General features: G+C 60.2%; 20 protein-coding genes and 5 pseudogenes. 16 read left to right on the top strand and 9 right to left on the bottom strand.

Going from position 1 to position 21,226, the window contains the following annotated elements; all coding sequences use genetic code 11:
* The first annotated feature begins 138 nt into the window (after window positions 1-138).
* From HWW87_RS17010 to HWW87_RS17000, 4 genes and pseudogenes are all read left to right on the top strand, one after another.
* The gene (locus HWW87_RS17010; RefSeq protein WP_175821255.1) at window positions 139-1,293 is read left to right on the top strand and encodes an MFS transporter; all 1,155 of its coding nucleotides are present in this window, start codon (window positions 139-141) and stop codon (window positions 1,291-1,293) included.
* An 11-nt stretch (window positions 1,294-1,304) separates the two neighbouring features.
* Window positions 1,305-2,045, top strand: a complete 741-nt coding sequence (locus tag HWW87_RS17005) for an alpha/beta fold hydrolase (protein ID WP_244107277.1) — start codon at window positions 1,305-1,307, stop codon at window positions 2,043-2,045.
* 25 nt (window positions 2,046-2,070) lie between these two features.
* Entirely contained in the window at window positions 2,071-2,244 is a 174-nt protein-coding gene (locus HWW87_RS37190) for a hypothetical protein (RefSeq protein WP_244107276.1), read from the top strand.
* A 58-nt stretch (window positions 2,245-2,302) separates the two neighbouring features.
* Window positions 2,303-2,464 (top strand): annotated as a pseudogene (locus HWW87_RS17000) (transposase domain-containing protein); the annotation flags it as partial.
* Between the two features lie 168 nt (window positions 2,465-2,632).
* On the opposite strand, the gene HWW87_RS16995 reads toward HWW87_RS17000, so the two are convergent.
* Window positions 2,633-3,106: a GNAT family N-acetyltransferase gene (locus tag HWW87_RS16995; protein ID WP_175821254.1), complete on the bottom strand. Its 474-nt coding sequence runs from the start codon at window positions 3,104-3,106 to the stop codon at window positions 2,633-2,635.
* A 746-nt stretch (window positions 3,107-3,852) separates the two neighbouring features.
* Between HWW87_RS16995 and HWW87_RS16990 the strand changes: the two genes are divergently transcribed.
* From HWW87_RS16990 to HWW87_RS16980, 3 genes are all read left to right on the top strand, one after another.
* Window positions 3,853-4,470 carry an XRE family transcriptional regulator gene (locus tag HWW87_RS16990; RefSeq protein ID WP_175821253.1) on the top strand — a complete coding sequence of 206 codons (618 nt, stop codon included), beginning with the start codon at window positions 3,853-3,855 and terminating at the stop codon, window positions 4,468-4,470.
* Window positions 4,471-4,636: 166 nt separating this feature from the next.
* A complete protein-coding gene (locus HWW87_RS16985; RefSeq protein WP_175821252.1) occupies window positions 4,637-5,566 on the top strand; it encodes a fumarylacetoacetate hydrolase family protein in 930 nt (309 codons plus the stop codon).
* A gap of 12 nt (window positions 5,567-5,578) precedes the next feature.
* Window positions 5,579-6,376 (top strand): N-acyl homoserine lactonase family protein, encoded by a 798-nt coding sequence (locus HWW87_RS16980; RefSeq protein WP_175821251.1) that lies wholly within the window; start codon window positions 5,579-5,581, stop codon window positions 6,374-6,376.
* Window positions 6,377-6,662: 286 nt separating this feature from the next.
* Here the strand turns inward: HWW87_RS16980 and HWW87_RS16975 are convergent, their stop codons facing one another.
* From HWW87_RS16975 to HWW87_RS16960, 4 genes are all read right to left on the bottom strand, one after another.
* Window positions 6,663-7,250, bottom strand: a complete 588-nt coding sequence (locus HWW87_RS16975) for a biotin/lipoyl-binding protein (RefSeq protein ID WP_175821250.1) — start codon at window positions 7,248-7,250, stop codon at window positions 6,663-6,665.
* Window positions 7,251-7,343: 93 nt separating this feature from the next.
* Window positions 7,344-8,057 (bottom strand): siderophore-interacting protein, encoded by a 714-nt coding sequence (locus HWW87_RS16970; protein WP_208449945.1) that lies wholly within the window; start codon window positions 8,055-8,057, stop codon window positions 7,344-7,346.
* A gap of 23 nt (window positions 8,058-8,080) precedes the next feature.
* Window positions 8,081-9,265, bottom strand: coding sequence for an arabinose transporter (locus HWW87_RS16965; protein ID WP_175821248.1), 1,185 nt, complete (start codon window positions 9,263-9,265; stop codon window positions 8,081-8,083).
* Window positions 9,266-9,580: 315 nt separating this feature from the next.
* Entirely contained in the window at window positions 9,581-9,781 is a 201-nt protein-coding gene (locus tag HWW87_RS16960) for a hypothetical protein (protein WP_175821247.1), read from the bottom strand.
* 289 nt (window positions 9,782-10,070) lie between these two features.
* Here HWW87_RS16960 and HWW87_RS16955 point away from each other — a divergent pair, with 289 nt between their 5' ends.
* Window positions 10,071-10,718, top strand: a complete 648-nt coding sequence (locus HWW87_RS16955; protein WP_175821507.1) for a TetR family transcriptional regulator — start codon at window positions 10,071-10,073, stop codon at window positions 10,716-10,718.
* Window positions 10,719-11,046: 328 nt separating this feature from the next.
* Here HWW87_RS16955 and HWW87_RS37185 read toward each other — a convergent pair.
* Window positions 11,047-11,154: pseudogene (locus tag HWW87_RS37185) on the bottom strand (FAD-dependent monooxygenase); the annotation flags it as partial.
* A gap of 783 nt (window positions 11,155-11,937) precedes the next feature.
* On the opposite strand from HWW87_RS37185, the gene HWW87_RS16950 reads away from it, so the two are divergent.
* The 7 genes and pseudogenes from HWW87_RS16950 to HWW87_RS16920 all read left to right on the top strand — a co-directional run bounded on the left by HWW87_RS16950 (window position 11,938) and on the right by HWW87_RS16920 (window position 16,964).
* A complete protein-coding gene (locus HWW87_RS16950) occupies window positions 11,938-12,393 on the top strand; it encodes a VOC family protein (RefSeq protein WP_175821506.1) in 456 nt (151 codons plus the stop codon).
* A 75-nt stretch (window positions 12,394-12,468) separates the two neighbouring features.
* Window positions 12,469-13,380 (top strand): fumarylacetoacetate hydrolase family protein, encoded by a 912-nt coding sequence (locus HWW87_RS16945; protein WP_244107274.1) that lies wholly within the window; start codon window positions 12,469-12,471, stop codon window positions 13,378-13,380.
* Window positions 13,381-13,402: 22 nt separating this feature from the next.
* Window positions 13,403-13,990, top strand: a complete 588-nt coding sequence (locus HWW87_RS16940; RefSeq protein ID WP_208449944.1) for an aconitase family protein — start codon at window positions 13,403-13,405, stop codon at window positions 13,988-13,990.
* Window positions 13,991-14,222: 232 nt separating this feature from the next.
* A complete protein-coding gene (locus HWW87_RS16935) occupies window positions 14,223-15,023 on the top strand; it encodes a TIM barrel protein (protein ID WP_175821246.1) in 801 nt (266 codons plus the stop codon).
* Entirely contained in the window at window positions 15,020-15,502 is a 483-nt protein-coding gene (locus HWW87_RS16930) for an NAD-binding protein (RefSeq protein ID WP_175821245.1), read from the top strand. Before HWW87_RS16935 ends, HWW87_RS16930 begins: the two co-directional genes overlap by 4 nt.
* Before the next feature lie 63 nt (window positions 15,503-15,565).
* Window positions 15,566-15,715: pseudogene (locus HWW87_RS16925) on the top strand (transposase domain-containing protein); the annotation flags it as partial.
* A 361-nt stretch (window positions 15,716-16,076) separates the two neighbouring features.
* On the top strand, window positions 16,077-16,964 hold the full coding sequence (locus tag HWW87_RS16920) for a hypothetical protein (protein WP_175821244.1): 888 nt from the start codon (window positions 16,077-16,079) through the stop codon (window positions 16,962-16,964).
* Window positions 16,965-16,997: 33 nt separating this feature from the next.
* Here HWW87_RS16920 and HWW87_RS16915 read toward each other — a convergent pair whose 3' ends face one another.
* A complete protein-coding gene (locus HWW87_RS16915) occupies window positions 16,998-17,843 on the bottom strand; it encodes an AraC family transcriptional regulator (protein WP_175821243.1) in 846 nt (281 codons plus the stop codon).
* A gap of 704 nt (window positions 17,844-18,547) precedes the next feature.
* Between HWW87_RS16915 and HWW87_RS16905 the strand changes: the two are divergent.
* Window positions 18,548-18,754: pseudogene (locus HWW87_RS16905) on the top strand (IS3 family transposase); the annotation flags it as partial.
* A gap of 274 nt (window positions 18,755-19,028) precedes the next feature.
* Here the strand turns inward: HWW87_RS16905 and HWW87_RS16900 are convergent.
* Window positions 19,029-19,442: pseudogene (locus HWW87_RS16900) on the bottom strand (transposase); the annotation flags it as partial.
* 98 nt (window positions 19,443-19,540) lie between these two features.
* Window positions 19,541-21,028, bottom strand: coding sequence for a glycoside hydrolase family 30 beta sandwich domain-containing protein (locus HWW87_RS16895; protein ID WP_175821241.1), 1,488 nt, complete (start codon window positions 21,026-21,028; stop codon window positions 19,541-19,543).
* Between the last annotated feature and the right edge of the window lie 198 nt (window positions 21,029-21,226).

The following is a 21,226-nucleotide window of genomic DNA, read 5'->3' as shown; positions in this document are numbered from 1 at the left end:
GCCCTGTCGTAAGGTTCGTTCACGTAGACATCGTCAATTCGACACCGCCCGGCGTCTTCGACGGATCCGTCCGGCACGCAATATCGCATTACGAGTGCAAGGCGAAGGGCAACGTACTACGCGCAGTCGCTCGTCGGCGTGATCGGCGCATCGCTTGCGCTGTCGGCAGCAACAGCAGGTTTCGTCGTCACGTTGACCCAGCTCGGATATGGGTTGGGCCTGTTGTTGATCGTTCCGCTCGGCGATCTCGTCGAGAATCGCCGCCTGATCCTGCTGCTCCTCGGTTGCTGCGTGGTCTCGCTGCTCGCTGCCGGCGCGTCGCGGCATGCGGCGCCGTTTCTCGTGGTTTCGCTGGCGATCGGATTGTCGTCGGTCGCGATACAAATCCTCTTCCCGTACGCCTCGCATCTCACCGATGACACGACACGGGGCCGCGTCATCGGCCTGATGACCAGTGGCCAGATGCTCGGCATCATGCTAGCGCGCCCGCTCGCGAGCGTCGTGGCGCAGGCAGCCTCCTGGCACGCGATATTCGTGCTGTCTGCGGTCTGCATCTTCGCCACCGGGAGCGTGTTCTGGCGCGTGTTGCCGCAACGGGCGCCGCGGGCATCCGTCAGCTATCGCCACATGCTTGCGTCGATGACCCATCTCGCGATCACGGCACGCGTGCTGCAACGTCGCGCGTTCTATCACGCCACGCTCTTCGCGTCGTTCTCCCTGTTCTGGACCGTCGTTCCGCTGCTCCTCGTCGGGTCCGACTATCGACGCTGGCCGATCGGCGTCGCGTGGTTTTCGCTGATCGGCGCGGCGGGCGTGGTAGCGGCTCCCGTCGCAGGCCGCGTCGCGGATCGCGGCTGGACGCGTCCGGCGACGGGTATCGCGATTGCACTCGCCGTCATCGGATTTCCGATGACATGGGCGGGGGCGAGCGGAACGACCCGAGGGCTCGCGTATCTCGCCGTGGCAGGTGCACTGCTCGGTGTGGCGGTGACCCTCAACGTCGTGCTCGGTCAGCGTGCGATCTTCGGGCTGGGTGACGCGGATCGCAGCAAGCTGAACGGTCTTTTCATGGCGGCCTTTTATTTGAGCGGCGCAGCAGGGTCCGCCATCGGTACGTGGGCCTATGCGCGAGGCGGCTGGCCGCTGGCTTCGGCGATCGGGCTGGCCATGCCGCTGATCGCGGCGCCAGGCTATGCAAGCGAATTTCGTACGGCGCGGGCCGATGACGGCAGCGTCGGGCCGGCATCCCGGCCATCGCACGCGAAACCATCGATTCACTCACGTCAACGTTGAAAGGAGTTGTCATGGATCACGATATCGTTCAGACGTCCACCGCCGAAACGGTGGCGCCTTTCGAGGCTTCCTCGTTCTGGGCCGGTTTTCATCCCAGCACCGCCGTCGCAAACGGGGTTCGCCTGCACTTCGTGGAAGGTGGCGACGGCGCCCCCGTTTTGCTGCTGCCCGGCTGGCCGCAGAGCTGGTATGCGTGGCGATACGTGATGCCGATGCTCGCCCGGGCCGGGAGTCGTGTGATCGCACTCGATCCCCGCGGCATGGGCGATTCGGACCGGCCTGTGTCGGGCTACGACATGCGGACCGTGGCCGCGGACGTCCACGGACTCATCGGCGCGTTGCGCCTGTCCGCGAACGGTCCCATCGACGTCGTGGGACACGACATCGGCACCTGGATCGGGTATGCACATGCGGCCGAATGGCCTGACGACGTGAAGCGGCTCACGGTGTTCGATGCGGCGCTTCCCGGTATTTCTCTGCCGCCGCCGGCGGGGTTCCCTTCGGAGGAAGCGAACGTGAAGACCTGGCACTTCGCGTTCAACCGTCTGTCGGATCTGCCTGAAAGCCTGCTGCAGGGACGCGAACGCGAATTCCTGTCGTGGCTGTTCCGCGTCAAGGCAATGCGTCCATGGACCATCACGCCCGCGGATCTCGATGAGTATGTTCGGGTGAACGCCACGCCCGGCGCGACGCGGGCCGCGCTGTCGTACTATCGCCACGCGCTCGGTTCGCAAAGTCTGGAGCCACAGTAGGCAGCGCGCCGAAAGGAAGCTTGGGATGCCGGTACTGGCCTTCGGCGCGGAGGCGGGTGTGGGAACGATGCTGCTCGACACGATGCGTCTCGTGGCGCAAGACGTGCGTGGCGGCGTGTTCAATGCGTGTGGGCACTATATGCCCGAGGAGGCGCCACGTGCCGTCGCGGATCAGATCCTGGCGTTCATCGGCAGCTGATTTGTGCGATTCAAGGACACCTCCGCGTTGATACTCGCCGACCAATTGCGGCTCGAACGGGACGCGCAAGCTCAACGGCATCAACCCGCGCGCCCATATGGAATACGTCCTGACCTACATTGCTGATCATGTCGCCACTCGCGTTGACGAACTGTTGCCCTGGAACGTGGCTGACAAACTGAAGCCAGCCACCCCCCCAAGGCAACCATCTGATGCGTAAGTCAAAACCTGATCTCTCAGTCAGCGTCAGATCACGTCCGAGATTGCTTCGCCGTCACTTCATCAAGGGCCGTGATTGACCCGAAGCGGCCTCACAGCGATCCCGATTGCGGCCATTCAGACCGACGCTTTCCCGACTGCTCTGGCACCGGTTGGTGTGGAAACAAAGCTACGGCAGCGCAACACACTTGGTCATTGGCACGCAGGCTAGTTCGAGTCCGCGCGACGTTCGGTAGGTCGAGATCGAATCCCCTGACCAACCGCAACACCGATAAAAGGGCGCCGCATTCAGCGTGGCATCGAGCTGCATCGACGGAATTCCGCGATCGCGAGCTAACGCTTCGAGTAGTTGCAGCATCTTCCGTCCAATACCGCGCCCCATGTGAGACGGCCGGACGAAGATAGCATCCACTTGCCCGTTTTTGACGGTAAGCATCCCGGTACCAACGACGACTCCCTCATCAACAGCCACATAAAAGTCGCGTTCGACAATGCGGGCCCATTTATCGGTCGGTGAACCATCAACCCACGCCGACAGGGATGCTTCCGGATAGTATTCAGCGCACGCAGCGAGCACTGATGTCCTGCGAATATCCCACGCGTCGAGTATGTCATCGCTAGTAGCTTTGCGTATTGTTAGCATGCTGGGCTCCTCGGCACGATCATCCAAGACCACGCGTCGATAAGACCCAGCAGATCGGAAACAGATATTTTGCCGTGCATACAATCACTCCTATTTGCACCAATACAAACGGAGTGATTGAAAAGACACGGCCCCGTCATGACTGGCGGGGCCGGTGAGGAAATCTATGTGCGATGTATGAACGTCACGATTCCCACGACTCGCCAGTGGCGGTCATGGTGCACATCACAATATTGCGCGCATCGTAGTTCATGATTGGAGATTGCCGTTCTGGAGCGTAGCTGTCAATAGCGATCAAAAGATCGTCGTCGATTCAGGCAGCCACCACGAGCGGCGTAAATTGGCCGAACTGAGTCAGACGATCTGACGCTGTCCGTTTGGTCGAGTCCAGCCTTATACATCTGATTGTCAGGTAAATCTGGATAGATCGTGCCCATGATCGGCGATCGTGGGCACGATCTAACGTGATCCACACGGAATTCCCCAACATCTCACATCATGGTCCACGCGCGCGTGAATCGGGGGACGACCGGCCGCGCCGAGCCGCTTACTTTGCAGTCGTCACAAAGACTTCCGAGAAAACATCTCCCATCTGATGGCTATATTCTCACTTAGTAGATTTAATCTTCTACGAGAGAGTAAACTGGCAGAACGACATCGCCACAAGCAAGCAATTTCGAATGATGCGCGGAAGGTGGTCACCACGTCCGCTAGACTGTTAACTTCCTGTAATCACCACCTTGGACATGAGCAGCCCGAAGAGCCCAACCGTCGATCAACTCGACGAACACGACGACCTCAACCAGGAATTTGGCCGACGCGTTCGCATGCTGCGCGATCGCGGCAAACTCACGCTGGAAGAGCTAGCCACCCGCTCGGGCGTGTCGCGCGCGATGCTCTCGAAGATCGAGCGCGGGGAGAAAAGCCCGACCATCGGTCTGGCCAAACGGATTGCCCACGCACTCGACACCAGCCTCTCGTTCCTGATGGGCGATGAAGAGGATCAGCAGGCGCTCGTGGTCGTGCGACGGGACGAACGGCACGTCTTCCGCGATCCAGAAACGGGTTTCGAGCGACATTTACTCTCACCCACCATGGTCGGCAATCATGTGGAACTACTGCTTCACTGGTTGCCCGCAGGCGCATCGACCGGAATGATGCCGGCCTATCGCGGCGGCACGGAAAAACACATAGCCGTAGCGGAAGGCGAACTGATCGTCTCTACTCCGAAGCAGGAAATCCATCTCGCCGAAGGCGACGCACTATTCTTCGAAGCATCGATCGAGCACGCCTTCAGCAACCGCTCGCGCAAGCACTGCTCCTACTACGTCGTCATCTCGCGTCGCGACGAAAAGCTCACCTGAGTTGACCGACGGGCGCGCACGCCGCGGACACCCCGCAGATGCGCTTGACATATCTACTATAGAAGATTTATTCTCAAATTCACGACGCGATTTCCACGTCAGCCGATCGGCGCGAGCGACTTTTCTCGCGATCGTCTCTTCCCACTTCAACTATCGGAGTCGGATTATGACCCTTGTCAGCACGCCGCTGAAAGTCGGCGACCTCAACCTCAAACTGGCTAACCTATCCGTCGATGGCGCGTATGCGCTCGGCACGGAACACGACGGCCGCGTGATCAACCTCACCCAGGCCGGCGCGGCAATCGGTTTGCCCGTTCCCGCCGACATGGACGATCTGCTGCAGAACAGCCGCGCAGCCGATGTCCACGCACTGTTCGAACATATCGCGCGGCATCCCGCCGATTGTCCGACGCTCGATCCGGCAGGCGTGACCTTTGCGCCGCTGGTCACGCGTCCGCGCAAGATCATTTGCGTCGGCTTCAACTATCGCGATCACGCTGCCGAAACCGGTACGCCAATACCCAAAGCGCCGCCGCTCTTCGCCAAATATGCGAACGCGCTCAATCGCCACGACGGCGTGGTTGACCTGCCAACTCACGTGGACCACGAGTTCGACTACGAAACGGAACTTGTCGTCGTGTTTGGCGAAAGGTGCCGCAATCTCACGGAGGCCGACGCGCTATCCGCTGTGGCGGGCTATTCGGTTGGCAACGACATCAGCGCGCGAGGGCTGCAAAACATCACGTCGCAATTCATGGCCGGCAAGATGTCCGATGGATTCGCGCCGCTCGGCCCCTGGCTCGTGACTCGGGATCGCATCGACAATCCGAATGCATTGCGCCTGCAAACTCTGCTGAACGGCGAAGTGCGTCAGGACAGCACGACTGCCGACATGATCTTCGACTGCCGGCACATCGTTCGCTACGTCAGCAGCGTCATGACGATCGAGCCCGGCGATGTTCTGTTCACAGGCACCCCGCCGGGCGTTATCTGGGGACAAAAAGGACCACGCGAATCGCGTCAATGGCTCAGGGCGGGCGATCGGGTGGTGTCGTCGATCGAGGGTATCGGCGAACTGGCGATCAATTTTGCGTGAAGGAGGTTCGAAATGAGCGGCCCCCCTGGCAAGGCCAGCGCAACCATTGAGCGCCTGTACATTCTCGACGGCGGCACGGCGCGCGTGGACGACGCTTCGATCTACTCGCCCGGCGTAGACGTCGGAAAACCGATGACGCTGAGTTGCAATGTGTATTTGATCCGCCATCGCGGAGGCTGGATGCTGTGGGATACGGGTACGCAGGACGACCTGATCGACACGCCCGAAGGCCGCGTAATTGCCCACGGCATCCATGGCAGCGTCAACCGGACCATTGCCTCGCAGCTTGCAGAAATCGGCGTACAACCGGACGACATCGGCACTCTCGCCATTTCGCACGCCCATTACGATCATGTCGGCAATTGCCGCCTGCTTCGTCATGCGAGGTGGATTGCGCAGAAAGCCGAATACGATGCCATGTTCGGCGACGACCCTGGCGCATATGGCTTCGACCCGGCGCTCTATGCTTCGCTGCAAGGCAATCCGATCGAGATGATCGATGGGGATCATGACGTGTTTGGTGACGGTGCGGTGCGCATCGTCGCGACGCCTGGCCATACGCCCGGACATAGTTCGTTGCTCGTCAACCTGCCGCGTAGCGGGCCGATTCTGCTGAGTGGTGACGTCGCGCACAATCGCCGCAATTTTCGCTGCCGCTGCGTACCAGCCTTCAATGCGGACGCGTTGAAATCCATTGCTTCGATGGAAAAGGTCGACGCGTTGCTTGAAGCAGAAGGCGCGACGCTCTGGGTAAATCACGACGTCGTGCAGAATGCGTCGCTTCCGCACGCGCCGCAGTCGATAAGCTGAAGCGTGAATGGGCGGCGCATAGGCAAACCGCCTGACGCCGTCCAGAACATTGACATCAACGGTGTTGCCGTCCTGCTTCAGTCGACGTACGGCATACGTTGCGCCTTCAATCGCGGTGGCTACGGTACCGAGGTCTCGCCCGACTTCATCAGTTCCGTGACCGACTAGGTGATGGCCGAGGCGCTGAGCTGGCAGAGCCGCCTGCTTGAGACGATGTATCCGGTCGTCTTGACCTGACTTGCGGTTTCAGTCTTGCTGATTCGTCGACGCTCGGCGCACCGACCGGTTATCCGGACGTGATGATCGGCAAGTCGATCCTGGTCGGCAAGCACCTGACGTTCGTCGTGACGAACCGAACCGCGGCACCTATTGCTTGCCGCCTCATCCCCCTGCTCTGCAACGCCTCCAAACTGACCGAACCACCATTGCGCAGCGCGAGATCGCGTTCGTACTTCTGACGCGCAAGCTTCCGGCTCGCAAGCTCGCTCCGCAGCTCGCCGGCGTAACGGTCACGCGCGGCGGCGAACGTCGCAGGATCGAGCGCGAACAGGAGCGTGCCCGCCTGAACCCAACTGCCATCCTTGAATCGAATCGATTGCAGATAGCCTGAGACACGCGAGCGCAACTCAACGGTCTGAACCGCTTCGAGACGCCCCGTATAGATCGTGGTGTCCAACATCGGCGCCGACACCGGTTCCGCGACCTGCACGACAGGCACTGTTCGCGCGGTGCTTTCGTCGCCGTGAGAACAGCCGACGAGCGCAGACGCACCCAGTGCGGCGACGACGAGCAGCGCGATGCTGCTTGCCCTGCCTGTGTGCGATGTGGCGTCGCAAGCGTCTCTGAATCCTGCCCCACCCCCTTCGCATTTCATTATTCATATCGGAATCCCCTCGCACCGCGGGCATCAATCGAACTTCTCGTGCGCATTGGCGCGCCCCGCGACCCCGCAGCCCGCCGCCTTGAATCATCCGTTCGGATGAGCGCAGTGCTTCACGAAATGCGTGCGCATAGCGCGCACCATCGACGCCTCCCCTGCAATCCATAGATAGGTGTCCGGTTCGACACGCAGAGGCCATGCGGCCAAGAGCAACGCATCCACACTGGTCGCCTTGCACAGAGGCCGATGCACCCAGTGCATATCGAGCGTTGCCCAGGTGTCGAAGCGTTGTTCTTCAGCACGATTCGCGACGGCGACAATGCCGGTGATGTGTATGCCCGCCCTAGCTTCCTCGATACGACGCCCGATCGACGGTAAAGCGCTTTCGTCGCCGATCAGCAGCCAGCGCTCCACGATGGGTGCAATTACCGTCGAACTCTTCGGTCCGCCGATCTGGATCGTCTGACCAGGTTGTGCGCCGAGCGCCCAGCGCGCAGCCGGGCTCGCTTCGTGAATCGCGAAGTCGATGACGAGCGTGCCGGCCAGCGAATCATGGCGGCGCGGCGTGTAATCACGCTTCGCGATCTCGCCGGACGGTGTGGCCACGAAGATCTTCAAATGATCGTCGGGCGCGAGGCTGCGAAAATCGTGCAATTCGTCGCCGGCAAAGGTCACGCGTACCATGGCTGGCGTCACGTGCTCGACGTCGATTACCTTTACGGAGCGCAAGCGGACGTCGTGCCAGACACGCTCAACGCGCGGGCCGACGGTTTGGCCCCGGAAAAACGAAAATGTGTTCACGTTGCACATCCAGTAATGGAGGGTTAGCCGACGGTCGCCACGCGCGTGCGCCGCAGATAGAGTGCGACCATCAATCCGGCGCCCGCCGCGATGCCGCCGACGAGGAACACGCCGCCATAGCCCGCGTGATCCGCGAGGAGGCCCGCAGCCGGTCCCGTGAGCCCGTAGGCAAGATCCTGAAACGCCGCGTACCCGCCCATTGCCGAGCCGCGCAGGTGCGGCTCGACGAGATGCACGACTTCGCGCCCCATGGACGGAAAAACCAGCGAGCAGCCCAGCCCCGTGAGAAACGCGCCGGCAAACGCGAGCGCCGGATCGTGCGCGCCCCAGACGAGGAATTGGCCGATGGCTTCGATCAAGAGCGAAACGGTCGCCACCCGCAAGCCCCCCATGCGGTCAGGAAGATTGCCGAACAGCACGCGTACCAGAACGAAGCCACCGCCGAACGCCGTCAGGCCAAAGCCCGCGTAGTGCCAGCCGTTATGCAGGAAGTCGAGTGCGAAGAACGCGCCGATAGCGGCAAAGCCGATGCCCTGAAGGCACACGACGAGACCGTGCAACCAAATCCGTCCGACCACGCTGAAGAAGGATGGACGCTTGCCGTGCGGATGCGGTGCGACGCCCGCGATCGATGAGATCGCCAGCAGACCAACGCCCGGCAACACCGCACTGGCGGCCATGGTGCCGCTGAAGCCGAAGTGGTTGAGCAAGATGAGACCCAACGGCCCGCCGACGGCGAGCGCGCCATACATCGCGGCGCCAACGAGCGCGAGCACCTTGCCGGAGCGCGCAGGGCCGACGATACCGACGCCCCACGAAATGATGCCGACACCGACGAGGCTTTCGCCAAGGCCGAGCATCAGTCGCCCCGCCACCAACGCGAGAAAGGCGGACCGGGGCATGCTCAACAAGCCGGCCGCGAGCGAGATGACGGCGCCGCACGCGTAGAAGATCAGGCCACGCGCCACGGCTAGCTTCGCGCCGCGTCGGTCGGCGAGATTGCCGGCATATCCGCGCGTGAAAATTGTCGTCAGAAACGCGATACCCACGCCCAGTCCCCCCCAGACGTTATTCATGCCGAGCGAGCGCGTCACGAAGACCGGAATGACTGGCATGGGAATGGCCACGCAGATATAGGAAACGAACAGGACCGCGCTCAGAAGTAGCAGGCGCGCCTGTGATGAATCATGTTGTGTCGATGTGGGCATAAGAATGTGTCGAATGAGATGAAGCGCGCCCCTCGCACAACGCGGCGCCGCCAAATATGATTAATCCGTCGCGTTTAAGAATACGGCGAGATCGTCGTATTTCCTATTCGCATTCATTGAGGAGCCGGCGCCAAGGCGGCAACCCAGCCGGCGTACGGCGCGACGCCTTGTCCGGCGTGAGAAGCGCACGCTGCATCGCGTCGTCAAAATCATGTTGACGACGACATTGAAAGAAGGGCATTCGCATTCTGTGTGCTCAATGCACGTGAAAAAAGACCGCGCGGACCACGCGCACGCAATACGTGCGTGGCAGGCTCAACATATACGGGCGACCGATTCGATATAGCCGAACTCCGCCCGTTCGATGCGAAGCGCAAGCGCAGCGCCACTCACCTCACCCATCTGGCCAACGGCGCCCACCCTGTCATGGATGATCGCGAGGATGTCTTGCGGCAGACGCAGTTCATGCACAATCAGCCCGTCGCCGAGAAAGGCATTGAGGATGGTCGATAACACCTGCTTGAGCTGCCCGGTCTCGTCGCCGGGAGAATGTCACGCCGCCTCCAGATCAAGCAGGCGGGCAAGTACGGGCCGGCGCACCGGATGCCTCGCAGCCATTCGAATCAGTTAGTGAATCGATGTGCTACCGGGTGCACGAATGCAGTATCGTTGGGCCATCACGGGATTCAAGTGATGCTCGTTGAGCAGCGCGATAATTACCACTACAATACGAATAATTCGTCGCATTCCGCGCGACGACGTCCATCGTGCCGGTATTCGCTTCACTCACTGCTACTCCGCCGCCATGCCAACTCGTCGAAGCCCACAGATTGCCTCACGCAAACAACCGCAGCAGGCTCGCTCGACCGAGCTCGTCGCCGCGATCCTGCAAGCCGCCATCCAGGTTTTGATGAAGGAAGGCGCGCAACGATTCACGACAGCGCGTGTGGCCGAAAAAGCGGGAGTGAGCGTCGGGTCCGTCTATCAATACTTTCCGAACAAGGCCGCGATTCTGTTTCATTTGCAAAGCGACGAGTGGCGGCAGACGAGCGAAATGCTTGGTGGCATACTTGCGGATACGAGCAGACCGCTCCTGGAGCGTCTGCGCATTTTTGTTCATGCCTTTATCAAGTCGGAATGCGATGAGGCCAAGATGCGCGTCGCGCTCAACGACGCCGCCCCGCTCTATCGCGACGCGCCCGAAGCGCGAAAGGCGCGTGCGGCGATCCATCAAACCGTCGACACGTTCATGCGCGAAATTATTCCCGGCACTTCAGTTAGCGAGCGCGCCCTCATAGGCGACCTGATTACCGCAACATTCAGCAGCGTCGGCAAGCACTTTTCGGGCAAGTCGCGCTCTGCCGGGGAAATCGAAGCTTATGCCAATGCGATGTCGGACATGTTCTGCGCGTATTTGAAAAGTATCAGTGGACGTCCAGATTCTGCCGTTTGACACGATGGATTTCATATACGGTCGAAACGCAATTCGCTCCAGATGCGCATGACAGCGATCGACAAACAGAAGTCCGACACGCCGCGTGTGATCGGTTATGTTCACCGCCTACCTGAACGATCTCGGGAAAAGGTAGCCAGCCTGCACCGCTGCCGTAGCTTGGCAGGCATCGAGGCCGGGCTGGATGGCGCGACTTGCACGACTTTAGGCCGGCACGGATAAGCATTGTCGAAAACCCGTCAATGGCATCCGCCATCAACGCCCTGGCACGATCGCCCATCTGTAATTCGGCATGGTGCATTGCGTTTCGCCAATCGGCCCCGACACACAATGCTGTGACAACATTTGCAGCATCAAGCATGGCGAGATTGACGCCTAAGCCAACTAGCGGAATGAGATGCGCAGCGTCGCCGATGAGCGCGACGCCCGACCGCGGAGTCCATGCTAAATCCACCGGTAATGTGTAGATTGGACGCTCAGCGCCCCCCCCCACACACGCGCCCAAGAGCTGGCGAAGATTGAGAGCCCATTTCTCATAGCCAGCCTGAATCAAGTCTTTTGCCGCAGCCTTTGCAGTTTCGTCCTTGAACCAACCCAGGGGGCGCTTCAACGCCGCGTAAACGCAGATTCGCCCCTGCCCATTGCGTTGCGCGAAGAGTGCCTCTGCCCCCCCCGAACGAGAACAGCGTGCCTCGGCCAACCAGTTCAGCTTCTTGCGGTGACAGGGCTTCAATCCCACCTCAAAGAACGTGACCCCGGTATAGATTGGACTGGATGTCAGTCAAGAACGCCCTGACGCTCGACCAGGCACCGTCCGCGCCGACGTCGCGCCTATAAGCACAGCAACCAAGCCATCGCGCACGCCCCCAGAACAACGACTTTTCTACAGCACGCGCAAGCGTGCCTCGCGCAACTGCAAGCCTTTGCCCGTTATCGAGACCGGCTCGAACAGGTTGCGACAAGGAACGCGGCGCAGTATGCGCACTGCTTTCTTTCAGCCACTTCTCATCTTCCAAAATGCGACTCCACGCCCCGAAGGATTGCGAAGAACACCTCTGTCGATCTCGCCAGGACCAGACTTTTCCGGGCTGCAGGCAGAGTGCTGCCATCCTGACCCTGTCCCATCAAATGCGAATTGTTAAAGCGAGCACTCGCTCGTATCTTAAGTAGCGTTGCACGACAAATTTCGGAGAAGGAAATGCCTGAACATAAGATCGCAATGAAGCTTAACCATATGAGCTTCCCTACCACCGACATGGAAGCTACGTCGACATTCTTCGAGAAGTACCTTGGCTTCAGCATCGCCGGCAAGACGCCACGCTTCTACATCCTCAAGCGACCCGGCCTCGATGTCGTGATCGAGAAAGTAGCGGATGACTCGCCCACACCGAGCATTCTCGCAGCAAGCAACATCCACTCCAAGGAGGCCAAGCAGTTCATTGGCGAGGATCATCAGTGGCCCAAAGCATTCCATGTCGGCCTGGAGCTTCCGACACTCGATGACGTCCGGGCGATGCGGGACAAACTCAGCGCCGACGGTTTCGACGCTGAGACCGACGTCTTCTACAACGAGCGCGGCTCTCGCTTCTTCTGCCGCGCTCCGGGAGGCGTCATGTTCGAATTCACCACTCGCTCCGACGCCGAGGAGCAGTACCGCGGCACCTTCGATAACTGACCTACGAACGCCGCGTGGAAACGACGCCCCGCGCGATCGGCGAGCGCGAATCGCCCGTCAAGCAGCTCTCACGAGATGGCTGGCCATCCTGGCCGCATCGCCACGATGTTCATGTTGCAGGAGAGTGAGATGAAGCTGTGCCGCTTCAATGAGGATCGCGTGGGCATCGTCCGCGATGATCAGGTTTTCGATGTGACGAACGTGCTCGAAGGTCGACCATCACCCGCTCCGTGGGCCCGCTCGCGCGGCGACTGGCTCATAACGAACCTCAGCGACCTGCGCGCTGCGCTCGAGCACACAGCGGCGGTGGCCGAAACGGGATTACCATTATCTTCTGTGTCGCTGCTCAGTCCCGTCGCCAACCCGAGCAAAATCATGGGTGCTCCAGGCAATTACCTGGCTCATGTCGACGAGGTGAATACGCATGCCGCTATCAATTTTGGCATCGAGGGCAAGACCATCGATCATTACGGTCTCTTCCTGAAAGCCAACTCTTCACTCATCGGCCCCTCCGAGGGAATACGCATCCGGTTCACCCACCGCCGCAGCGACTACGAGGGCGAGCTCGCCGTCATCGTCGGGAAGGAATGCTCGCAGGTCGCTGAAGTCCACGCGCTGAGGTATGTCGCAGGCTACGCAGCCAGCCTCGACATGACGGTACGGGGCGCCGAGGAACGATCGCTGCGCAAGTCAATCGACAGCTATTCGGTGTTGGGGCCCTGGCTCATCACGCCCGACGAGATAGGCGATCCTGACGACCTGATGCTCCGGCAGGATCTCAATGGGGAGGAGCGGCAGCATTGCTCGACGTCGCAGCTGATCTTCGGCGTCGCGAGGCTCATTGCCTACACCTCGTCGTTCTATACCCTTTACCCTGGCGACATCATTATGACCGGTACCCCGCCCGGAGTCGGTGCGGTGGCGTCTGGTGACGTCATTCGTATCGCCATCGACAAGGTCGGCGCGATGAACGTCGCAGTCTACTGAGACCGGACGCGCGCAAGCTGCTATGGCGCAGAACCTCGCGACCAAACTGATTGCGGCCCGCCGGTCGGAGGGCGACTCTGTTCCAGGGTCGGAGATCGCGCTCAAGATCGATCAGGTCGTGTTGTGGGACGTGCTTGGCGTGCTTGTGATGCTCGAACTTGAGGCGCTCGGCGTCGATCGCGTCAAGGTCGACCTCGCGGTCCAATATGTCGACCACAACCTGGTCGAGGCGGATAATCCGAACGCGGAGGAACACCTGTTCCTACTCAGCGCGTGCCGGCGATTCGGCCTCTGGTACGGCCGCCCCGGCAATGGGATCAGCCATCCGGTCCACATGCGGCGCTTTGGTGCGCCTGGCCTGTCGCTGGTCGGGTCGGACAGCCACACACCGGCCGCTGGCGCACCCGGCATGCTCGCCTTCGGCGCGGGCGGAATGGAAGTGGCGCTCGCACTCGGCGGTGAGCCACTCTGCCTACGGATGCCCCGAATTTGGCGCGTGCGCCTGACCGGCCACCTACCCGACTGGGTAAGCGCGAAGAACGCCATCCTCGAGATGCTACGCCGACACGGCGTCGAGCGCGGCTCGGGCCGCATCATCGAATATCACTGACCGGGGCTCAAGCAACTGAGCGCCATGGATCGACACGTCATTGCCAATATGGGCGCAGAACTTGGGGCGACGACGACAGTGTTTCCGTCGAACGACCAAATCCCCGGCGGCGCGCCCGGCGGACGCGTTCGGGCCGCCTTGGCCTCCGGGCAGCCCTGCCTCGCCGCAGGCTCCGCATGACGCCGTCCTCCAGTTCCAGTGCCACGCCATCTGTTGAAACCGGGAGGCCACCGTGCCGAACTTTTCTGCCAATCTGACGTTGCTCTTCAATGAGCTGCCATTTCTAGACCGCTTTGAGGCCGCTGCTGCTGCAGGCTTCAAGGCCGTCGAGTTCTACTTTCCCTACGACTATCGACACACCGACCTCAGGCGGCTCTTGCGTGACAACGGCCTCAAACTTGTCGTGCACAGTCTGCCGAGCGGCGACTGGGCGAAGGGTGAACGCGGCATTGCCTGCCAGATCGGATCGATGAGTTCCGTGAGGGCGTCGCGCGCGGCATCGACTATGCCCGTGCACTGGAGTGTCCACGCTGCCGGCATTCGGTCGCCCGCGTTCCCGGTGGACGAGCCGTTTCGCGTGCTGACGGACAATCTCTGCTTCGCGGCAGAACAACTGGCGGAGGCCGGCCTGGAGTTAGTGGTCGAGCAGGTGAATAGCCGCGACGTGCCCGGCTTTCTGCTCGACCGCCCCGAGACGGCCCTCGCAATTGTTCGAGAGGTCGGCGCGCCAAACGTGAAGCTCCAGTATGACGTCTACCAGGCCCAGGTTCTGGCGGGCGATCTGACCCGCTTCGTTGAGGCTCACATCGACCATATTGGCCATATCCAGATCGCCGACAATCCCGGGCGGCACGAGCCCGGAACAGGTGAGATCAACTACGACTTCTTTCTCCGGCGGATCGCAGAGATCGGCTATTCCGGCTGGGTGGGCTGCGAATACGTCCCGCTCTCGACGACAACGGCGGGGCTGGATTGGTTGCGGCGCACCACTGCGCACCTGAACACACCGGCGCTTTTTGGAGGAAGCAAATGAGCAAGATCGGTTTTATCGGCTTGGGTATCATGGGCCGCCCCATGGCGGGCCATCTCGTGGACGCGGGCTATGCGCTTTGCGTCCTGGACCGGGGAACCGTTCCCCCGGAACTGATCGAAAAGGGGACGATCGAGGCGGTCAGCGAGGCGATGGTCTTTGCGTCCAAGGCAGGTGCCGACCCCGAACGGGTGCGGCAAGCGCTACTGGGAGGGTTCGCCAACTCCCGTATTTTGGAGATCCAGGGCGAGCGAATGGTGAAGCGGCCTTTCGAGCCAGGCTTCCGTATCTCGCTCCATCAGAAGGATCTCAATCTCGCGCTAGAAGGAGCACGCAGCTTGCGCGTGTCCCTGCCGTGCACCGCCCTCTGCCAGCAACTGCTAACGGTTGCGGCAGCGCGAGGGGACGGCGACGCCGACCATTCAGCCGTGGTCAAGGTGCTGGAGTTGCTCGCCGACCATGAACTCGGAGCCTCGGCATAATCGCCACGGTCGCCCGATGGTTCGGCGAAGGGGCGAAGCGGCCTTATGAATGACTGGATGTGCAAACTCAACGGAATCAACCCGCGAGCCTACCTGGAATACGTCCTGACCCGCATCGCTGATCACAAGATCTCCCGCCTCGACGAATTACTGCCCTGGAATGTGGCCGACAAGCTGCAGCCGGCTACCCCGCCCACACCATCAACCGAGTAGATCTGGATAGATTTGGATGGATCGTGCCCACGATCGCCGATCGCGGACACGATCCCCGCGATCTACACGGACTCCACCACGCCATCACCATCATGCCCCACGCGCGCGCGAACGGGGAAACGGCCAGGCTGAGTCGCTTACGTTACGCACCCAAGATGGGGCACACCATCACCGTTGCGCATGGAGACCCCAGCCGAATGAACGAACTTGCGCTTCCATTTACGCACGTCGTGCGTTCCGGATCGCAAAACCCGACGGTGCGTGCATCCACAGCATCCAAGAAAAAACAGCAAGAACGTGCTCACGCTAGATCATTGCAGCGCGCTATTTTGGATGCCAGTCCCAAACAAGGAGCGAAACGATGAAAGACACAGCGAAAGGAACCATACAGTACGTCATTCCGAAACCAGACGTTTCGCGTGCCGATCCTTCAGCGGTGGCCCTTTTTAAAAAATGCTTCGATGGCAAGAACAGTCATCAGGTCGCCAATTTCCTGTCGTCCTTTTCTAAGAACATGGTCGCTTACAGCGACGCGACGCTTGGCTGGAAGGTTCCTGGCTGGCAGGCGCTACATGACCTGCTTGAGCAATACATGCCGAACTGGGGCAATGGAGTGTCCTACCCGACACGGATACTGGCGGGGGCGACGAGCGCGTTGGTGGCCGTGACCGACACACCTGAGCTCTTCGGCGGGGAAATCCACGCTTTAGCGTGCGTGGATTTTCACGACGGGGAAATCGTGCGTTGGATCGACTATTGGGACAGCGCAACCTTCGCACCGGAGGTGCTCGCGTCGATGACCGCGAGCGCTCAGATTTTTCCAGGCGATCTTGGTGAGAGCGCAGTTTCAGGCTCGGCAGAGGCGGCGATCGAAAGCGCATGTACACGTTTGCACGACGAACTCGATCAGGGTGCTCGCGACGTCGCGAATCTTCTCACCTATGATGTCGTCTACGAAGATATGACGGCGCGTGTCCAACTTATTGGCCGCTCCGAGGTCTCTGGCTACCTCCGTCGCACCATTGGATTGTTGCCCTTTGGGCCGGGTGCCGAGATCCTCCACGTCGTCGGCGGTATTGCCGGAGGCGGATACGAATGGACGGGCACGTCCGAAAGCAACGTGCCGCGGGGTATCTCCGCGATCGAACTCGACGATTCAGCTGCAATCTCCCGCATTACCACCGTCTACGACTCTGCCCGATTCGGTCAGGCAAGTTGCCAAAATCTACGCGACGCCGTTGTCGACTGAAGTCTCCGGCGCGCGGCCATGAGTCACCGCCCCTCAAGCGAACACACGGGTTCGAAGCACATCCGGAGTCAGGCCGATGAAGCGACGCATTGTACGCGCGAGGTGGCTATGATGAGCAAACCCGAGACGCTCGGCGATATCGCCGACGGACAATGTCTCGTCTCCAAGCAACTCGACAGCCCGATGGATGCGCCGTCTCATTATGAAGCGATGCGGTGGCCACCCTGTCGTCGTCGCGAAAGCTCTGGCGAAGTGATAAGCGCTCATACCGGCCTCACTTGCCAGGGCTGCGAGCGTCCACGGCGCATCGAGATTTTCCTCGAGCGTCCGCACAATGCGACGGAGCCTCGCAGGCGCCATACCGCCTCGCACAGGCTCGTCGGAGGCGCCCAGGAGCGGTCGACGTACGTTAGTCGCAAGGTATCTTGCGATGGCAACCAGCCCATCCTCCTGCTCGGAATGAGTCACCGCGGCCGCCGTCAACAAGATCAGACGGGCAAGTGCGGGATCATCGGCATTGACGCACGGGTCAACCATCAAACCCACACCGTTATCATCGGGCGCGGTGAGAACTCGCTGCAGTTTGTCCATCGGGAATCGAAGTGCGATGACGCGGCATTGACCAGACACCTGAAATCTGAATCGATGCTTCGGCGGCATGATCGTGGTCAACCCGACAGCCGGACTCGGGGCGTTTGGCATCTCGTCCATCTCGCCTGTCAAGCTGTGTGTGCTGCTCAGGTTAAGAATCACGCCAATCTGGTTGGTCGACCGGAAATCCAGTTCAAGGTCGCCATGGCGCACGCTTCGCACATCCGTTGTAGGGCCAACCCGAACGGCCACGTCCGAACCACGAAGAGCCTCAAAGAAGTCGTTCATATGCTCCGCCTTACCCGATCGTTTCATCGGGTGCGATATCACGCTGTCACGTCAGTGGCATGTCTGCGCTGATGCTCCTGTCGTATAGAACTGAGATAACCGTTGCTACTCCTCTTCGCAGAACTCATATGAAATTCTCGAGCGCATCCAAAATCTTGATCGAGAAACACGTTCCGCTCGTTCTTGGAATCTTTTTTCTCGTAGGCGGTTCGGTTAATCTCGTCGGACCTTCACCAATCTTAGCCGAATATCAACTTTGGGGTTATCCGCCCTGGTTCCACTGGGTTACCGGCGCCGTTGAAATAAGCACCGCAAGCTTGATGGTTCTTCCCAAGACACGACCCTACGCCGTGTTGTTAGGATCCTGCGTCATGTTCGGGGCGGCGATTACGCTAACGACGCACCATGCCTGGATACATACCGTGTTACCAGTCTGCATTATGTTGCTGTTACTATATGCGTACCGTAAAAGCGTCGGGAAACGAGAAAAAAGATCGGAACCGCTTTCTTAAGCGATGCGTTGTACTACGCGCTGCTGTACCGGAACGGGTCATGTCGGTGCGCGCCGCGCAAACCCGCCAACCTTCTTGCCTACGGTGCCGCGAAGGCGTTTCAATGCGTTTCCGGATTGCCGATCTGCTGAGGAATGACGGTGCCGCGCGGCACGCCAGTATTCCGTCGTCTCTCACGATTATACGTATCAGGATTTCTCCCCAATGGAGAGGCTGTTCCGCAGCTTCAAGACCGAATGGCTACCGTCAGTGGGCTACATGTCGGCGCAGGAGGCACACCGGGACATCAGCCACTACCTGATGCACCGGTACAACTTGATACGGCCGCGTCAGTTCAATGACGGACTGGCGCCGGCGGTTGCGGAAGAAAAACTTAACGCAGTGTCCGGGATTTGTTGACCACTACAACCAACTGATGGCTGAACAGATCGGACAGTTGCTCAAGCACTCACCGACGTGGTTCACGTAGACGCTTTCAGCGCTCGGTGGCAGAGCGCTGGGGCGGATTGGCCGTGCGAGTGCTTGTGCGACGAAACCGGATGCCTTCGCCTCCTCGGAATATACGTGCAATACATAGGCGCCGAAGGTCACCACGGGGATGCCTAGCCCAGCGTGCTTGGGAGGTATCCGGAATTTCGTGTGCGAGGCGGGTTGATATTCCGACTCCAATGTTGAATCGTTCCGGGTAAAGCAGCGCGAACTGAGTCATGGCGCTTTTCCAATCGTGCCGGGAACCGGTCCACTTGGCCACGACGTTGCGCAGCGCTAGCCAGATCAGTTTGAGCGCGGCCTCCGTCCGACGGGAAGTGGCCGCGCACCTTGATGATCTTACGAATCTGCATGTGCAGCGACTCGATCGCGTTCGTCGTATATACGATTTTCCGGATATCAGGCACGACGGCGTAGAACGGAACCATCTGATCCCAGGTCGGGCGCCAGAGTGCGCCAATCGGGGGTATTTCTTCCCCCACGGGCTCGTATCGAATGCATCGAGCGCCACGGCGGCGGCTTCGGTGGTCGGTACTTCCTTGAGCTCCGCTGCGACCGATTTCCGGTCTTTCCTGCTGGCGAAGTCCAGCGAGTTCCGGAAATCGCACGCAATGCAGATCTCGCCGACAACGCGTTTCGCTTTGCGAGCGCGTTCGTCGTGCCGACGCAAACATAAAGTTGGCAATGACGCGGCGATCACCACTTGAAGGTTACGGCTGCACTTGCGGGAAGCGTGTAGTCGAATGTCTGACCGTTCCACGCCACCGTAAATGTCGTTGATGAGCTGCCACCGTTGAAAGCGACCAGCACGAAGGTTCCGTCGGGATTGGCGAATCCCACGTCCTGAATACCGGTTGCCCCCTGGGTCGTCGTGGAGATCACATTGGCCCCGGGCGCTACGAACCCACCGATGTGGGCCAACGTGTAGTAGGTGGTGTTGTAGTAGATCGATGCCGGGCTGGTGCTGGAATCCACGGTCACGACGCCCACGCAGTTATAGCAACCACCGTTGGTTGGCCCGTCATGCTCGTTCAGCGCAAGGTTCCAGCCCAGAATGCCGCGTCCCCCGTTCCGAGGAACGCCCATGACGAGTTGCTGCATCTGTGTCTTGAACCCGGAAGCAGAGAAAGTCGACCCTGTCAGCGTTGGGCAATTTCCCGCGCCTTGCGGACAACTGATCGTACCGGTCGATTCGGTCAACCAGACTCCCTTCGCCGCATCCAGATTCTGCACCGTCTGCATCGACGACACGCTGCCGCTGTACCAGTGAAAGGACGTGCCCGCCAGGTAGCTGGCCGCATTCGAGCCGAGCAACGTTTGCGCATAAGCCGTATCGGCATAGTTGTCTTCGAGGCCGAATATCTTGACGGAGCCGAGGCTTGCATTCGCCAACGCAGGCCTGAGATCGTTCGCGATAAAACCGGCTTCGTCGCTTGCAGTCAGTATCGCTGACGGGTATCCGCTCTGCGTGTTGAGCGGTTCGTTTTGCGGCGACACTGCATGGATCGACAAGCCGTTCTTCGCGTATGCCTGAATGAACTTCACGAAATAGTTCGCGAGGTAGGGAAAATCCGCAGCGATGATCTGCGAGGTATTGCTCGAGGCGCCACTGACACCTTTCATCGAGCCGTTCGTTTTCATCCATGCCGGTGGGCTCCACGGCTCTGCCAGCAGCTTGAGGCCGGTGTTCAGCGAGGTGATGTTCTGTAGCAGCGGAATGATGGCGGTTTGATCGTGCGCAATGGAAAAATGCGCGAGCGCCGGGTCGGTTTGACCGGCCGGCATATCGTCATAGCTATAGTTTCCCGATGCGCTCATGTCGCTCGCACCCATCGGGAGACGAACCATATTGAATCCCGCCCCGCTCGGCGTGAAAAGCTGCCGGAGAAGCGGCTGCAGTTGAGAGGCCGGCAGTGCCTCGAGCACCGTGGCTGCCGAATCGGTCATCGCGGCGCCGACGCCGTCCCACGGCTGCAGCACGGAAGACGAGGAAACCTGAATCGTGTAGGTGCCCGATCCGGTTTGGTTGCCGAAATGGACGAGGGGTTGAGCTGCGAGAAGCTGCGATTGATCGGCCGTTGTCATGGTGGCCGAAACCGCGATGGGTGAGGCAACGGCGGGCAAGGTATATGCCAGAAGAACGAATGCCGCCGTTATCGAGCTGAAAATATTCAGATGCTTCATCGGTTCGCCTTGCCGGATTGGCCACAAGATATGGACGCGAATATCGTGTCTTTGCGTCTGTCCGCGCTCGAATCATGTCCGATATCGATTTTTGTCGCAATCGCGATTGCGTAACTTTAGAAACGGTTTCATAAAGACTGCCGGGGCGCCGAAGACCACGCAATTCACGAATCGGCGGAACCACATCGCAGCGATCGT

The organism is Burkholderia sp. BCC0419, assembly GCF_902830285.1.
Lineage (GTDB): Bacteria > Pseudomonadota > Gammaproteobacteria > Burkholderiales > Burkholderiaceae > Burkholderia.
Note: the sequence above shows the minus strand (reverse complement) of the source record. Positions and strands in the feature narration are given on the sequence as shown.

Coding starts and splice junctions, on each gene's coding strand:
- HWW87_RS17005 (WP_244107277.1), top strand. CDS start 1,305: ATGGATCACGATATCGTTCAGACGTCCACCGCCGAAACGGTGGCGCCT.
- HWW87_RS37190 (WP_244107276.1), top strand. CDS start 2,071: ATGCCGGTACTGGCCTTCGGCGCGGAGGCGGGTGTGGGAACGATGCTG.
- HWW87_RS16995 (WP_175821254.1), bottom strand. CDS start 3,106: ATGCTAACAATACGCAAAGCTACTAGCGATGACATACTCGACGCGTGG.
- HWW87_RS16990 (WP_175821253.1), top strand. CDS start 3,853: ATGAGCAGCCCGAAGAGCCCAACCGTCGATCAACTCGACGAACACGAC.
- HWW87_RS16985 (WP_175821252.1), top strand. CDS start 4,637: ATGACCCTTGTCAGCACGCCGCTGAAAGTCGGCGACCTCAACCTCAAA.
- HWW87_RS16980 (WP_175821251.1), top strand. CDS start 5,579: ATGAGCGGCCCCCCTGGCAAGGCCAGCGCAACCATTGAGCGCCTGTAC.
- HWW87_RS16975 (WP_175821250.1), bottom strand. CDS start 7,250: ATGAAATGCGAAGGGGGTGGGGCAGGATTCAGAGACGCTTGCGACGCC.
- HWW87_RS16965 (WP_175821248.1), bottom strand. CDS start 9,265: ATGCCCACATCGACACAACATGATTCATCACAGGCGCGCCTGCTACTT.
- HWW87_RS16955 (WP_175821507.1), top strand. CDS start 10,071: ATGCCAACTCGTCGAAGCCCACAGATTGCCTCACGCAAACAACCGCAG.
- HWW87_RS16950 (WP_175821506.1), top strand. CDS start 11,938: ATGAAGCTTAACCATATGAGCTTCCCTACCACCGACATGGAAGCTACG.
- HWW87_RS16945 (WP_244107274.1), top strand. CDS start 12,469: ATGGCTGGCCATCCTGGCCGCATCGCCACGATGTTCATGTTGCAGGAG.
- HWW87_RS16940 (WP_208449944.1), top strand. CDS start 13,403: ATGGCGCAGAACCTCGCGACCAAACTGATTGCGGCCCGCCGGTCGGAG.
- HWW87_RS16930 (WP_175821245.1), top strand. CDS start 15,020: ATGAGCAAGATCGGTTTTATCGGCTTGGGTATCATGGGCCGCCCCATG.
- HWW87_RS16920 (WP_175821244.1), top strand. CDS start 16,077: ATGAAAGACACAGCGAAAGGAACCATACAGTACGTCATTCCGAAACCA.
- HWW87_RS16915 (WP_175821243.1), bottom strand. CDS start 17,843: ATGAACGACTTCTTTGAGGCTCTTCGTGGTTCGGACGTGGCCGTTCGG.
- HWW87_RS16895 (WP_175821241.1), bottom strand. CDS start 21,028: ATGAAGCATCTGAATATTTTCAGCTCGATAACGGCGGCATTCGTTCTT.